The sequence below is a fragment of the Kitasatospora sp. Ki12 genome, assembly GCF_054601375.1.
Map to the genome: position 1 here is coordinate 53,889 of NZ_BAAIHT010000005.1, position 13,412 is coordinate 67,300.

15 protein-coding genes are annotated in these 13,412 nt (G+C 75.8%); 5 read left to right on the forward strand and 10 right to left on the reverse strand.

Annotation, left to right across the window (positions count from 1 at the left end):
• Nucleotides 1-134 precede the first annotated feature (134 nt).
• On the forward strand, nucleotides 135-965 hold the full coding sequence (locus tag ACYP53_RS41460; protein ID WP_459651376.1) for a helix-turn-helix transcriptional regulator: 831 nt from the start codon (nucleotides 135-137) through the stop codon (nucleotides 963-965).
• A 136-nt stretch (nucleotides 966-1,101) separates the two neighbouring features.
• Nucleotides 1,102-2,004, forward strand: a complete 903-nt coding sequence (gene ypfJ / locus ACYP53_RS41465; protein WP_459651259.1) for a KPN_02809 family neutral zinc metallopeptidase — start codon at nucleotides 1,102-1,104, stop codon at nucleotides 2,002-2,004.
• Between the two features lie 51 nt (nucleotides 2,005-2,055).
• Here the strand turns inward: ypfJ and ACYP53_RS41470 are convergent, their stop codons facing one another.
• Both ACYP53_RS41470 and ACYP53_RS41475 read right to left on the reverse strand, forming a co-directional pair.
• On the reverse strand, nucleotides 2,056-2,946 hold the full coding sequence (locus tag ACYP53_RS41470) for a LysR family transcriptional regulator (RefSeq protein WP_189924157.1): 891 nt from the start codon (nucleotides 2,944-2,946) through the stop codon (nucleotides 2,056-2,058).
• A gap of 519 nt (nucleotides 2,947-3,465) precedes the next feature.
• Nucleotides 3,466-4,314, reverse strand: a complete 849-nt coding sequence (locus tag ACYP53_RS41475; protein WP_459651260.1) for a patatin-like phospholipase family protein — start codon at nucleotides 4,312-4,314, stop codon at nucleotides 3,466-3,468.
• A gap of 88 nt (nucleotides 4,315-4,402) precedes the next feature.
• Here ACYP53_RS41475 and ACYP53_RS41480 point away from each other — a divergent pair, with 88 nt between their 5' ends.
• On the forward strand, nucleotides 4,403-4,975 hold the full coding sequence (locus ACYP53_RS41480; protein WP_459651261.1) for a TetR/AcrR family transcriptional regulator: 573 nt from the start codon (nucleotides 4,403-4,405) through the stop codon (nucleotides 4,973-4,975).
• Between the two features lie 92 nt (nucleotides 4,976-5,067).
• Here the strand turns inward: ACYP53_RS41480 and ACYP53_RS41485 are convergent, their stop codons facing one another.
• The 3 genes from ACYP53_RS41485 to ACYP53_RS41495 form a co-directional block, all read right to left on the reverse strand.
• Nucleotides 5,068-6,297, reverse strand: a complete 1,230-nt coding sequence (locus ACYP53_RS41485; RefSeq protein WP_459651262.1) for a cytochrome P450 family protein — start codon at nucleotides 6,295-6,297, stop codon at nucleotides 5,068-5,070.
• A 204-nt stretch (nucleotides 6,298-6,501) separates the two neighbouring features.
• Nucleotides 6,502-7,032 (reverse strand): GNAT family N-acetyltransferase, encoded by a 531-nt coding sequence (locus tag ACYP53_RS41490; RefSeq protein ID WP_459651263.1) that lies wholly within the window; start codon nucleotides 7,030-7,032, stop codon nucleotides 6,502-6,504.
• A gap of 169 nt (nucleotides 7,033-7,201) precedes the next feature.
• Nucleotides 7,202-7,567, reverse strand: a complete 366-nt coding sequence (locus ACYP53_RS41495; RefSeq protein WP_459651264.1) for a hypothetical protein — start codon at nucleotides 7,565-7,567, stop codon at nucleotides 7,202-7,204.
• Nucleotides 7,568-7,916: 349 nt separating this feature from the next.
• Here ACYP53_RS41495 and ACYP53_RS41500 point away from each other — a divergent pair, with 349 nt between their 5' ends.
• Complete coding sequence (locus tag ACYP53_RS41500; RefSeq protein WP_459651265.1) at nucleotides 7,917-8,270, forward strand: DoxX family protein; 354 nt, start codon at nucleotides 7,917-7,919, stop codon at nucleotides 8,268-8,270.
• 13 nt (nucleotides 8,271-8,283) lie between these two features.
• On the opposite strand, the gene ACYP53_RS41505 is transcribed toward ACYP53_RS41500, so the two are convergent.
• The 5 genes from ACYP53_RS41505 to ACYP53_RS41525 all read right to left on the reverse strand — a co-directional run bounded on the left by ACYP53_RS41505 (nucleotide 8,284) and on the right by ACYP53_RS41525 (nucleotide 11,395).
• Nucleotides 8,284-8,811, reverse strand: coding sequence for a hypothetical protein (locus tag ACYP53_RS41505; protein ID WP_459651266.1), 528 nt, complete (start codon nucleotides 8,809-8,811; stop codon nucleotides 8,284-8,286).
• Nucleotides 8,812-9,018: 207 nt separating this feature from the next.
• Nucleotides 9,019-10,326: an outer membrane protein assembly factor BamB family protein gene (locus tag ACYP53_RS41510; protein ID WP_459651267.1), complete on the reverse strand. Its 1,308-nt coding sequence runs from the start codon at nucleotides 10,324-10,326 to the stop codon at nucleotides 9,019-9,021.
• Nucleotides 10,327-10,353: 27 nt separating this feature from the next.
• The gene (locus ACYP53_RS41515) at nucleotides 10,354-10,479 is read right to left on the reverse strand and encodes a hypothetical protein (protein ID WP_268256659.1); all 126 of its coding nucleotides are present in this window, start codon (nucleotides 10,477-10,479) and stop codon (nucleotides 10,354-10,356) included.
• An 82-nt stretch (nucleotides 10,480-10,561) separates the two neighbouring features.
• Nucleotides 10,562-11,005 (reverse strand): GNAT family N-acetyltransferase, encoded by a 444-nt coding sequence (locus ACYP53_RS41520; RefSeq protein ID WP_189924178.1) that lies wholly within the window; start codon nucleotides 11,003-11,005, stop codon nucleotides 10,562-10,564.
• A gap of 12 nt (nucleotides 11,006-11,017) precedes the next feature.
• Nucleotides 11,018-11,395: a nuclear transport factor 2 family protein gene (locus ACYP53_RS41525; protein ID WP_459651268.1), complete on the reverse strand. Its 378-nt coding sequence runs from the start codon at nucleotides 11,393-11,395 to the stop codon at nucleotides 11,018-11,020.
• Nucleotides 11,396-11,676: 281 nt separating this feature from the next.
• Here ACYP53_RS41525 and ACYP53_RS41530 point away from each other — a divergent pair, with 281 nt between their 5' ends.
• Nucleotides 11,677-13,308, forward strand: coding sequence for a serine hydrolase (locus ACYP53_RS41530; protein ID WP_459651269.1), 1,632 nt, complete (start codon nucleotides 11,677-11,679; stop codon nucleotides 13,306-13,308).
• Nucleotides 13,309-13,412: the final 104 nt, after the last annotated feature.

Consider the following 13,412-nt stretch of genomic DNA (forward strand, 5'->3'; position numbering starts at 1 on the left):
GTTCTCCGAGGGGAAGTGCGCCCGGTCCAACGCGACGGGCGGGGAAGGGTCACCCGGCGGGGCGGCGCGGCCCGCAGCCAGGGACCGGTAATCCCTGGCCACGGCCCGCCCCCGGGGGCCATGCTGGGGGCATGATCGACCGCGCGGCGCTGGCCGACTTCCTCACCCGCACCCGGGCCCGGCTCACCCCCGCCGACCTGGGGCTGCCGCCCGGGGCGCGGCGGCGAACCCCCGGGCTGCGCCGGGAGGAGGTGGCGCAGCTGGCCGGGCTGTCGGTGGACTACTACGCGCGCCTGGAGCAGCGGCGCGGCCCGCAGCCCTCGCCGCAGCTGCTGGCCTCCCTCGCCCGGGCGCTGCGGCTCAGCGAGGACGAGCGCGACCACCTGTTCCGCCTCGCCGGGCACGAGCCGCCGCGCCGCCACGGCCCGCTCGGACACGTTCGCCCCGGCCTGCTGCTGGTCCTGGACCGGCTGCACGACACGCCCGCCCAGGTGGTCTCCGACCTCGGCGACGTGCTCGCCCAGAACGCGATGGCCGCCGCCGTCTTCGGCGACGTCGGCGCCCTGGCGCCCGAGCGGCGCAACCTGCTGCTGCGCTGGTTCACCGAACCGGACGTCCGCGCGCTGTTCCCGCCCGAGGACCACGAGGACCTCACCCGCGCCCACGTCGCCTCCCTGCGCGCCGCCCGTACCGCCCGCCCCGGCGACCGGCGCGCCGCCGACCTGCTGGAGCAACTCCTCGCCACCGGCGAGGAGTTCACCGCCTGCTGGCAGCGGCACGAGGTCGCCCGGCGGCGCAGCGGCCGCAAGCGGGTGCTGCACCCGGTGGTGGGGCCGCTGGACCTGGAGTGCGAGGTGCTGGCCACCGCCGGCGAGGAGCAGCTGCTGCTGGTGCACACCGCCGCGCCCGGCAGCGAGTGCGCCTCCCGCCTGGACCTGCTGCGGGTGGTCGGCGCCCCCCTCTGACGGCCCCTGGAAAGCCCCCCCGCCCGGGGCCCCGCTGCGGCGCGCCGGGCGCCGCCCGCCGTAGGCTGGGCCGGGCCGCCGACGGCACAGACCGTCACCATCCGGGCGGAACACGACAGAAACGGGCAGGCAGGGCATGCAGTTCGACGACCAGGGCGACCTCGACACCTCGCAGGTGGACGACCGGCGCGGCATCCCGGGCGGGAAGGTCGCCATCGGCGGCGGGGCCGTGGGCCTGATCGCGGTGCTGTTCGCGGTCATCCTCGGCGTCGACCCGCAGCTGCTGGGCCTGTCCTCCGGCGGCGGCTCCGCCTCCTCCCCGGGCGTACGCACCGCAGGCGAGGCGCAGCAGGCCTGCAAGACCGGCGCGGACGCCAACAAGCGCCAGGACTGCCGGATCGTGGCGGTCACCAACAGCCTCCAGGACTTCTGGCGCACCGAGCTGCCGCGCCGCACCAGCATCCCGTACCGGAGCGCCGAGACGGTGCTGTTCACCGGCCAGGTCTCCACCGCCTGCGGGCCGGCGACCTCGGCGGTCGGCCCGTTCTACTGCCCCGGCGACAAGAAGGCGTACGTCGACCTCGGCTTCTTCAACGAGCTGTCCTCCCGCTTCGGCGCCAAGGGCGGCCCGTTCGCCGAGTCCTACGTCGTCGCCCACGAGTACGGCCACCACATCCAGAACCTCACCGGCGCCATGCAGAAGGCCGCCGGCGACCGCCAGGGCGCCAACAGCGGCTCGGTGCGCCTGGAGCTGCAGGCCGACTGCTACGCGGGGGTGTGGGCGCACCACGTCACCACCACCCCGCAGCCCTCCACCGGGCGCCCGCTGATCGCCTCGCTCACCGACCAGGACATCGCCCAGGGCCTGGACGCGGCCGCGGCCGTCGGCGACGACCGGATCCAGCAGCAGGCCACCGGGCGGATCAACCCGGAGGCGTGGACGCACGGTTCCTCCGAGCAGCGCAAGGCCTGGTTCACCACCGGCTACCGCGGCGGCGACCTCGCCCAGTGCGACACCTTCTCGGTGGCGAAGCCGTAGCCGTCGAGCCCCGGGCGCCGTCTGCCCTTCCGCCGTCAGCCCCGCCCGCCGTCAGCTCCGGGGGCCGCCGCCCGTCCAGTCCCAGCCGGCCAGGGCGTCGCGCAGCAGCCGGACGGCGGTGGGCAGGCGCCCGCCCGTACCCCAGGACAGGGTGAGGGTGCGCCGGCAGCCGGGGTGGTCGATCGAGACCCAGGTCAGCGGCAGCCGGGTGGCGGTGCGGTGGGCGATGGCGGGCACCAGGCCGACGCCCAGGTCCGCGCTGATGAGTTCGGCGATGGTGCCGGCCTCGTCGACCTCGCAGACGATCCTGGGCGTCAGGCCCTGCCCGGCGAACAGCCGCTCCAGCAGGCGCCGTTGCCAGTGCCCGGGACGGCCGGCGACGAACGCCTCCCCGGCGAGGTCCGCGACCGCGACCGGGCCGCGCCCGGCCAGCGGGTGGCCGCGCGCGACCGCCAGGCCGACCTCCTCGTCGAGCAGCAGCACCGACTCCAGCCCCGGGGCGTCGACCGGCAGGGAGGCGACGGCCAGGTCGATCTCCTGGGCCCGCAGCCGGCGGGCCATCTCCTCGACGGACAGCTGGTGCAGCTCCATCTCCACGTCCGGATGGTCCCGCTTGAACGCGGCCAGCGGCCCGCTGAACGCCAGCAGGGTCTCCGAGGCCAGCCGGACCGTGCCGAACCCCTGCCCGGCGGCCTCCGCCACCGCCCGCCGCCCGGCCGCCAGTTCACCGAGCGCCCGCTCGACGTGGTCGCGGAAGACCCGCCCCGACTCGTTGAGCCGCAGCCGCCCGCCCCGGTCGAACAGCGGGGTGCCCAGCTCCGCCTCCAGCCGGGCGATACTGCGGCTCAACGACGGCTGGGCGACCCGCAGCTCCTCGGCCGCCCGGCTCAGGTGCTCCACCCGCGCCACGGCCAGGAACTGCGTCAGCGCGTGCAGATCCACCGGTACCCCCCCAGGCCCCCGTGCCCACGGCGCCATAACGCCAGGGCGATATCGATCCCGGCCACGATAACCGACCGGTCATACCGTCAGAGGGCGGGCCGCGCACCGGCACCCGCACGGCCCGACCGGAACGGGGAGGGGCGCGGCCGTGGCCGTCGCCGCCGACGGCTCCCGCCCGGGCATGGCGGCCCGGTCTGCCACGGGCGAGCGGACCGGGCCCACCGGCCGGCCGCCGCGGGCCTCGGCCGCCACGCATGCCGCCGCCGTCCACGGTCGGCCGGTGTTCGCCGGGGCGTACGTGAGCGGCGCCCGCCGGGCCGGCGCACGCCCTCCCGGTGGGGCGCCGGTCCAGGCGTTCCGGTCCGGCCGCCCGGGGTCGAGCAGGGCCTGTGCCGGGGCCCCGGCGCCGGGTGGCCGCCACCGCCGACCGGAGCGCGTGCCCCTGCGCGGCGGCCCGGTCCGGCCGTTCGGGGGCTGAGCGCTGCCCCGGGTGGGTGCGTCGCCCGGGGGCGGGGGCCGTCAGGCCGTCGTCCAGAGGGCGCGCACGTGGGCGGCGGCGTCGGCGGCTTGGCGCGTGCCCTCGGCGTAGGCGGCGGTCCAGGCGTCCCAGTCCGGGCGTTCGGAGTCGAGGAGGGCCTGGGCCGGGGTGTCGGGGGTGAGGGCCAGGGCGGCCGGCCAGGGGGTGAGGTCGGTGGGCCGGTGGCGGTGGGCCAGCGGCTCGACCACGACCAGGGTGCGGGCGCCGGCGGCGAGGTCGGCGTTGGCGCCGGCGCGCAGCGCGCCGTCGATGGCGCGGCGCCCGCCCGGCAGGGTGACGGGTACCTCCGTGCCGGGGAAGGCGCTGGAGGCGGCGACCGCGCGCAGCAACGGCACGCCGTCGTCGGCGCCGAGGACCAGCGGTGCGCCGTCGACCGCGTCGACGGCGGTCACCAGCAGGCGCCGGGCCGGCCAGGCGGGGGTGCCGACCATGGCCTCGCGGCGGGCCAGCAGGTCGTGTTCGGCGTCGTCGTCGGCGCTCGCGAGCGCGATGCGCCCGACCAGGCGGCGGGCCTCGGCGGGCTCCAGGCCCCGGCCGAGGACGGCGAACACCTCGCCCATGACGGCCGGATCGGGCCGGCGGGCGGGGGCCGGGGGGCGCCGGGCCGGGTCCACCAGGCGCGCCGGGTCCTGCCCGCCGGCCAGCAGGGCGGCCACGATCGCCCCGGCCGAGGTGGCGACCGTCAGGTCCGCCTCGCCGAGGTCCACCCCGGCCTCGCGCAGCCCGCCGACCAGGCCGGCCGTCCAGGCGGCGCCCAGCCGGCCCCCGGGCCCGAGCACCAGCGCCCGCCCGAGTCCGTGACCGTCCGTCACCGCGTGCTCGTCTGCCATGGTTTCCCCCTTGATCGCGGCGGCCTCCGCCGTTCTTGAAACAGTCGTACCATAAACTCGGGCCACTCCGCAGAAAGGACCGACCGCCGTGGGACGACCCGCCGACCCCGCCCGCCGCGAGCGCACCCTGGCCCGCGCGACCGACCACGTGCTGGCGCACGGACTGGCCGGGCTGAGCCTGCGCCCGCTGGCCGCCGCCCTCGACACCAGCCCGCGGATGCTGCTCTACGACTTCGGCAGCAAGCAGGAGCTGGTGGCCGCCGTCCTGGCCGAGGCCCGCCGCCGCGGCGCGGCCCGTCTGGCCTCCCGCCCGCCGCAGGGGTCGGGCACACCCGCGCAGCGGCTGCGCGGCATCTGGGCCTGGCTCAGCGCACCCGACCGCGCCCCGTTCGTCCGGCTGTTCTTCGAGGTCCACGCTGACCTGCTGGCCCACCCCGAGCACTACCCGGACCGCGCCCGGGCGGTCACCGACTGGTTCGACACCCTGAGCGCCGCCTTCGCCGACGTCTCCCGAGGGGAGGGCGACACCGCCACCCCCACCCTGGTCATGGCCGTCCTGCGGGGCCTGCTGCTCGACCTCACCCTCACCGGCGACCGCGACCGCGCCGACCGCGCCCTGGAGCGCTTCGCCGACCTGCTGGGGGCGGCTCGGGGTGCCTGACCGGGCCGATATATGGACAACAGGGGTGAGAGCGGGCAGTTCCGGTCGATCCCGATCATCTGATCGACCATCACCGAACTGCCCTACGAGGATCACCAGGGCGTGGGGACGATCCAGAGTTCGCAGGGGCCGTTGACGATGACGGACTCCAGCCGGGCCGGTGCCGTCCTGGAGGGGTCCAGGACGGCGTCGGGGCAGGCGGTGAAGAGGCCGGCCAGGGCGACCTCGGCCTCCAGGCGGGCCAGGGGCGCGCCGAGGCAGAAGTGCGGGCCGTGGCCGAAGGCCAGGTGGTCCTTGTCGGGGCGGGTCGGGTCGAAGTCGTCCGGGTGCCGGGGGTGGACCTCCGGGTCCCGGCCGGCGGCGCCGAAGCCGAGCAGGATCGGCTCGCCGCGCCGGATGACCACGTCCTCACCGAGGTCGATGTCCTCCAGCGGGTAGCGCAGCGGGACGTGCATCACCGGGCTCTCGTGGCGCAGGGTCTCCTCGACGACGTCCTCCCAGCCAAGGGTGCCCGCGCGGACCAGGGCCAGGTGGCCGGGGTGGGTGAGGAGTTCCTGGACGGCGCTGGTGATGAGGTTGACCGCGGTCTCGTAGCCGGCGCCGAGCATCAGGAACAGCGTGTCGCGGGACTCCTGCTCGGTGCGGCCGGTGTCGCCGCCGGTGCCGAGGGCGGCGACGTCGCTGGCGAGGTCGGGCCCGGGCTCGCGCCGTTTGAGGTCCAGCAGTTCGGCCAGCACCGCGTCGATCCGCTCCCGCCAGAGCGTCATCTGCCCGGTGGTGGCGGTCGTCGTCAGCAGGGCGTCCATCGCGGTGCCGATCCGGGGCCGCAGGTCGGCGGGGACGCCGAAGAGGTCGCAGATCACCGTCATGGTCAGCGGGAGGGCGAGGGCCCGGCGGACGTCCACGGCCTCGCCGGGGCCCAGGTCGCGGAACGCGCCGACCAGGGCGGCGGTGGTCGCCTCGATGCCGGGGCGCAGCGCGCTCACCCGGCGGGGCGAGAAGGAGGGGGCCATCCGCCGCCGGGCCGTGCGGTGTTCGTCGCCGTAGAGGTTGAAGAAGTTCTCCTGGAAGGCGATCGGGCCCAGCGGCCAGCCCTCGGGCACGGAGGCCAGGGCGGGCCAGTGCTTGCGCGGGTCGCGGGAGATGCGCGGGTCGCCGGTCAGGGCGCGGATCACCGAACCGCGGGTCACGGACCAGGCGATCACGCCGTCGGGGAGTTCGACCCGGACGGCGGGTCCGGCCGAGCGCAGCCGCGCGTTCTGCTGGTGCGGGGTCCGGGCGCTCATGTCCAGTACCGGGCAGCGGCGTTCGTCTGGAGCCATGGCCTTGCTCCTCGGGATCTCTCGGGGGTGCCCCCGGTGGGCCTGTGCTCCGTTGTAGGCGGGCCCGGCGCGGCCGTCAACGGCGCACGGCCCGTGCGCCCCGTGTCCGCGCCGTGTCCGTCCGGACGGCCCGCGCCGTGTCCGCCCGGACGGCCCGCACGGGAAGTCGACGGGCCCGACTTCTCACGCGGGGGAGCCGGGGGTTCAGCGGGCCGGACGGATCATCACGGCCAGCCGGGGGGACTGCGCGGTGGCGTCCTGGGCGTTGAACTCCCGGTAGCCCCAGGCCTCGTAGAGCCGCCGGACCTTCCCGTCCCCGGCGAGCGGGTTCACCATCAGCACGGCGCGTTCCTCGCTGCGGTGGGCCAGCAGCGCGTCGTGGATGCGGCGGGCGGTCCCGGTGCCGCGCCAGGGCGCGCGGACGCCGATCTCCTTGACCGCCAGGACCGGGGCGTCGGTGAACCCGTCGGGCAGCGGCTCGGCCATCCGCCGCCAGTACCGGTCGCCGGCGCCGACACTGTTGCCGTAGGCGTACCCGACCGCCACCTCGCCGTGGTAGCCGAGGACGAGCTCGAAGCCGGGGTCGGCGGTGTGCTGCTCCAGGCGTTCGGTGAACGCGGCGACGCCGTAGTTCGGCAGGTGCAGCAGCGGGGCGCGCACGTCGGTGTAGACGTCCAGCAGGTCCCGGCGCACGGCCGGGGTCAGGGCGGTGTGGTGGCGCAGGTCGACGCTCACGCGCTTCTCCGGGTCTCGTGGGTGTGCGCGGGCCCCCGAAACACTTGGAGACCGACCGCACGTGGAGGACGGGTGCGCCTGCCACGGTAACTCCCCGGGGGGACGCGAAAAGGGGGGTGCCCGCCGCTCCCCCCGCGCGGCGGGCACCCCGGCATCCGGTGACGGAACGTCAGGGACGGTCGAGGGTGATCGAGTTGATCGGCCCCAGGTCGTAGTAGACGCCGTTCTGGGCCGGGATGTCGTACACGCAGTCCCGGCCGCCCGAGCCCCGGCACAGGTGCGCGTGCGCGCCGCCGGTCTGGTTGTTGAGCACCCAGTGGTTGCCGTACTGGTTGCTCAGGTTGTGGGCGCCGTAGCTGTAGTACACGTCGGTGGGGGAGACGGCCGGGTCCTGGTTCTGCGGGTAGATGCAGACCGCGCCGGACGGGCAGTTCGCCCAGGAGCCGTCGGCGGCGCCGGCGCTGCCGGTGCCCATCGCGGTCAGGGCGGCGGTGGCGAGGCCGAGGGCGGCCAGGGCGTGGGTGATCCTGCGCATGGGGTGGTACTCCCTTGGCTGGTGCGGGGCGGACCCGGCGGTCCGCCGCTCCGGTGCCCGTCAGCCTAGGAACGCGAAGCCGGCGGCGGTCCCTGACATCCGACAGGGGCGCGCCTGCTTGCCCCGGGCGCCCGGAGTGATCCCGTTGCGGGCGGGGATCAGTGCGGGTGGCCCAGGTACGGGAAGGCGGGCAGCAGGTCCGTGTGCGGCCCGATGCGGTCGGTGGGCACCTTGCCGTCGGTGAGCATCGACAGCCGCGCCGGGGCGATGTCACGGATCGCGGCGCCGTCCGGTCCTTCAGGCGCACCCCGTCGCGACCACGCGGGGCGAACCGTTCGAAGGAGCTCCTGTGATCCAGCCCTGGTGGCCGCTGGCCGCCCTCGCCGTCATCCACCTCGCGGACGCCGCGATGTGCCTCAAGCCGCTCGGCTTCATCCGCGACTGCCTGAGCGACGTCGGGTTCCCTCGGCGCTGGTGGCCGCTGCTGCCGGCGCTGAAGACCGTGACAGCGGCGGGACTTCTCGCGGGCATCCGGTTCACCCCGCTGGCGGTGCTGACCTGCGCCGCCGTGGTCTGCTACTTCCTCACCGCCGTCGCCATGCACATCCGCGCCCGCGACCTGGGACGCAACCTCTTCCTCAACGCCACCGGCATGCTCGTGCTCAGCGCGGCCACCCTCGGCTCCGTCCTGGCGGCCGCCTGAGCGGGCGTCCGCGCTACCCCGCGCGGGCCGCCGCGGCGGCCGGGACGACGGGCGTCGTGTGCCGGGCGATCAGGGCCCGCAGCGCGTCGGGGGAGGAGGTGCCGCGCTTGGGCAGCACGAGGAAGCAGTTGCCGCTGCGGTCGAGCACCACGAACAGGCGCTCCGTCTCCAGGGAGCGCGGCACCCGCTCCCAGCCCAGGGCCCGGGTGCCGCGCGCGTCGGTGACGCTCACCCCGGTGACGTCCACCACCGCGCGGTACTCCCCGCCGCGCCGCCGCGCCCGCCGGCTCGCCGCGGACACCTGGTAGCGCGGCGCGAGCAGGGCCAGCGCCGCCAGGACGGCCACCAGCACGGCGTCCGAGGCGCCGACCCCGCCGGTCATCGCCGTCGCGGCGCAGCCGAGCACGGCGACGACGGCCGGCACCCACACCACCACCCGGGACAGCCGGCCCAGCGAGGTGTGCCGGGCCTGAGCGGCCATCGCCTCGCGGAAGTCCTCCGCGGTCGGCGCGTACGCCAGCTCCATCCGTGCCTGGTCCACTGCCGGCTCTCCTTGATCCACTGTCGGGCGCGGTGGATCCTAGCAAGGGCCGGCGGGCCGGGCGGACCCGCCGGCCACCCCCGTGACCAGCGGATTTCCACGCTCCGTATTCCCCGTCCGCATCGCCGGGCCGGAGGACGGCCGACGAACGGGAGTGGGAAGTCGGGCCGGCCGACTTCCCACTCCCGTTCGTCAGACGCCGCCCCGTCAGGCCGACGGCGGCGCCCCCAGCGCGCGCAGACCGCTGCGGCTGCCCCGGAAGACCGCCGACCCGGAGGCCGCCAGGAACACCCGGGTGAACTCGGTGTCCTCCCTCAGCCGCTCCGGCTCGTCCCGCCAGCGTGGCAGGCCCGACGCGAGGTCGAACGCGAACAGCCGGTCGTCGTTGGTCCCCACGTACACCGCGCCGTCCGCCGCGGTCATCGAACTCACCCCGCGCCCCAGGCCGACGGCCACCTCCGCCGTCCACCGCGTCTCGCCGGTGTCCGCGTCCAGCGCCATCAGCCGGCCCCCGCTGAGCAGGCACACCGCCCGGTCCGCGACCGACAGCGGCCCCGCCACCGGCAGGTGCCCGCGCTGCCACACCACCCGCCCGGTGGCCGCGTCCAGCGCGAAGACCCGCGCCGAGCCCGGCGTCGGACCGTTCTCCAGGACGTGGACGACACCGCGCTCCACCACGGGCGGGGTGTCGAGGACGCCGACCGTCCGCTGCGCCCAGCGCCGTTCACCGCCGCGCGCGTCGAAGGCCAGCAGCCCGCCGCGCTGCCCGGCCGCGTACACCGTGTCCCCGTCCAGCGCCAGAACGCCCGAGACACCCGAGGCGTCCGAGACGTCCGAGACGCCCGAGGCGTCCGGATCACCCACGGCACCGACGGCACCCTCGCCGCTCCAGCGCAGGGCGCCGCTCGCCGCGTCGTAGCAGCGCAGCGCCGACCCGTGGACCGCGAACACCGCGCCACCGCCGACGACCGGGCCCTGCTTCCACCCCGAATCCGCCCCCTGCGGCAGCGCCACCTCCCACCGCGGCTCACCCGAGGCCGCGTCGAAGACCTGCACATGGCTCGTGGACACCACGCACACCACGCCGTCCCCCGCGGCCACCGGCCACCCGCCGGAGGAGTCCAGCTGCCACACCCCCAGCTGGTCCACCGGCGCGGCCGCCCGCACCTCCCGGCTCCACCGCACCGCCCCCGTCCCCGGATCGAGCGCCCGCACCCGGCCGTCGTACCCCGAGGCGAACAGGCCGCGCTGCGCCCCGGCGGGCAGGACGACCCGCCCGCCGAGGTCGGCCGCGCTCCACAGCCGGGGCCCGCGCGCCTGCGGCCGGCGTACCCACCAGCCGACCCCGCCGGTGACGGCGAGCGCGCCGAGGCCCCCGGCGGCGCTCAGCAGCAGCCTTCTGCGGTCGATCTGACGGCGGGCCGGGACGGAGGCGCCCCGGGTCTCGTCCCGGGTCTCGTTCCGGGTTTCGTTCTGGGTGGCGTCGGAGTTCACATCGGACATGACTTCGGACACGGACTTCCGGTTCCCCTCGGAGTGCGGCTAGAAGGCGGTCCAGTCGTCGCGGTCCGGGGTGCCGAGGGTCTTGACGCGCTCGCCGACGGCGGACAGCGGCCCGGCGGCGACCAGCAGGCCGGTCGCCGTGACGGAGCGGGGGGCAGCGGACACGGAGTCCTCCGGGGTCGTGGAACGGCGCGGGGGTACGCGGCCGCGCCCCGACCCGGTCAACGGCCCCTTCCGGCGGGCCGGTTCACCGGGCCTCCCGGACCGGAAGCTCCCAGTGCACGTACCCGCCCGCCGTACGGACCGGCACCAGCCCCGCCTTGGCGAGGACCCGGCCCGAGGCCGCGTTCGCCACCCGCTGCACGGCGACCACCTTCTGCTCCTCGGCCGGCCGCACCCGCGCGAGCAACTCCCGTACGGCGGCGGTGGCGTGGCCGTTGCCCCGGGCGTCCTCGCGTACCAGGTAGCTCAGTTGCCCGCTCGCCCGGTCGAGCCGCACGACGCCGACCAGCTCCCCGTCCACCTCGATCCCGCGCACCAGCAGCACCGGGTCGCGGGCGGCCTCGCGCACGTAGGCGAGGGCCTGGTCGGCGGTCATCGCGCCGAACCACACGTCCGCCGCCGCGCCGCCGCCGTACACCCGGCGCACCGACTCGGCGTCGCCGTCGGCCAGTTCGCGCAGCCGCAGCACCGGGGGAGGGGTTCAGCCGAGGAGCAGCCGGAAGACCTGGTTGTAGACGAAGTAGCCGCCCGCCTGGCCGGGGATCGGCTGCAGGTTGAAGGTCTCCGAGAAACGCATCGCCTTGTCGAAGGCGTTGTCGACGGCGAGCACGCCGGTCACGACCACCAGGACCCCGCCGCCGGGCGAGGGCTGCGCGTCGATGCTCTGCACCTGGTGCTTCACGACGGCCAGTTCGGGACCGGTCAGCTTCGCGACGATGTTCGACGCCCCCTGGAGCTGCTGGCCCTCCCAGGTCGCCATCGACTCGGGCCGGTAGAGGCTCAGCAGGTTCTTGCGGACGCCGTCGCCACCGTCGAAGGTGTTGTAGTAGTGCGGGACGAACGAGTTCGCAATGCTCATGAAGTCCATGGGCGGAACGTACCAGCGTGATCACGTTCGGTGCGGGCAAACGCCCCCGGATCACCCCTCGGAGCGCGTGCCCCGTACGACCCCCGCGGTCCACGACCCCCCGGCCCCCGGCCCCCCGCCCCCGGGCCGACGCCGCGCCGCCCCATGGCCGCCGCCGGACGGGTGGAATCGGGCCCGGGCGGCGCGCGGCGCCCGCCCGGGGCGTCGCGGCGCGTCGAATACTCGCGCGGTGGGGCGGACGGCCGCGCCCGCCCGGACGAGGGAGGACCCAGATGCACCGCCGCACCGTTGCCCGGCAGGGACGAAGCATCGCCGCACCACTGCTGGCCGGTGCGCTGCTCGCCGGGTGCACCTCCGCCGCCACCGGTCCCGAGGCCGCGCCCACCAGCCCCGCCTCCACCGCCCCCGCCACCGCGCCGCCGCAGCCCTCGCCCCAACTCACCGAGCAGCAGGTGAACTCCGCCGTCGACCGGATCGACGCCTACGTCCAGGACGCCATGCGCACCACCGGCGTGCCCGGCCTGGCCCTGGCCGTCGTCTACAAGGACAAGGTCGTCCACGCCAAGGGCTTCGGCGTACGCCAGCTCGGCAGGCCGGACGCCGTCACCCCCGACACGGTCTTCCAGCTCGCCTCCGTCTCCAAGCCGATCGCCTCCACGGTCGTCGCCGGCGCCGTCGGCCAGAAGACCGTCAAATGGGACGACCCGGTCACCGCCCACGACCCCGGCTTCACCCTCGCCGACCCCTGGGTCGGCAGCCACGTCACGATCGCCGACCTCTTCTCCCACCGCAGCGGCCTGCCCGACCACGCCGGCGACCTCCTGGAGGACCTCGGCTACCCGCGCGACTACATCCTCCAGCACCTGCGCGACCAGCCCCTCGCCCCCTTCCGCGCCAGCTACGCCTACACCAACTACGGCCTGACCGAGGCGGCCGTGGCCGTCGCCAAGGCCAAGGGCGTCGCCTGGGAGGCCCTCGCCGCCGACACCCTCTACAAGCCGCTCGGCATGACCTCCACGAGCTCCCTGCGCTCCGCCTACGACAGCGCCGCGAACAAGGCCGTGCCGCACGTGCGCACCGCCGACGGCAGCGGCTGGCAGGTCAGCACCACCAACGACGCCGACCCGCAGTCCCCGGCCGGCGGTGTCTCCTCCACCGTGCAGGACCTCGCCCGCTGGATGCGCCTGCAGCTCGCGAACGGCGGCTACGAGGGCCGGCAGGTCATCGACAAGGCCGCCCTGGGCGAGACCTGGATCCCGCACAGCCTCTCCAACCCGCCGTCCTCGCCCGCCGGCAATCCCGGCCAGTACGGCCTGGGCTGGAACGTCGGCCGTGACAGCGGCGGCCGGCTGCGGCTCAACCACTCCGGCGCCTTCGAACTGGGCGCCTCCACCGTCGTCACCCTGCTGCCCGCCGAGCAGCTGGGCATCGTCGTGCTGACCAACGGCCAGCCGACCGGCCTGCCGGAGGCCGTGGGGGAGGAGTTCTTCGACCTCGCCGAGGTGGGCCACGAGACCGTCGACTGGCTGGGCTTCCTCGGCAAGGTCGTCCCCGCCGCCGCGCTGACCGGCGTCTCCCCGACCGACTACACCAAGCCCCCGGCCGGCGCCGCCCCCGCCAAGCCCGACGCGGCCTACGTCGGCACCTACGCCAACGGCCACTACGGCCCGTTGACGGTCGGCACCGGCAACGGCGGAGGCCTGGTGATGACCCTGGGCCCGGACAACCGCCAGTTCCCGCTCCAGCCTTACAGCGGCGACGTGTTCAGCTTCCAGACCAGGGGCGAGAACGCGGTCGGCCGCTCCGGCGTGACGTTCACCGTCGGTGCGGACGGGCGGGCGTCGAAGGTGGTCGTCGAGCAGCTCGACCACGACGGCCTGGGCACCTTCACCCGCAACGGCTGAGCGCGGGGACGACCGGCTGACCGTCACATGTACGCGCCTGTGCGCGCCGCAGAGCAGTCACATGACTGATGCCGCGCACGTGACGGCAACGGGACAGTGGAGGC

What these genes read in the sequence shown, in the direction of transcription:
- ypfJ (WP_459651259.1), top strand. Translation starts at nt 1,102, where the DNA reads ATGCAGTTCGACGACCAGGGCGACCTCGACACCTCGCAGGTGGACGAC.
- ACYP53_RS41475 (WP_459651260.1), bottom strand. Translation starts at nt 4,314, where the DNA reads ATGGCAGACGAGCACGCGGTGACGGACGGTCACGGACTCGGGCGGGCG.
- ACYP53_RS41485 (WP_459651262.1), bottom strand. Translation starts at nt 6,297, where the DNA reads ATGGCTCCAGACGAACGCCGCTGCCCGGTACTGGACATGAGCGCCCGG.
- ACYP53_RS41495 (WP_459651264.1), bottom strand. Translation starts at nt 7,567, where the DNA reads ATGCGCAGGATCACCCACGCCCTGGCCGCCCTCGGCCTCGCCACCGCC.
- ACYP53_RS41525 (WP_459651268.1), bottom strand. Translation starts at nt 11,395, where the DNA reads ATGAGCATTGCGAACTCGTTCGTCCCGCACTACTACAACACCTTCGAC.
- ACYP53_RS41530 (WP_459651269.1), top strand. Translation starts at nt 11,677, where the DNA reads ATGCACCGCCGCACCGTTGCCCGGCAGGGACGAAGCATCGCCGCACCA.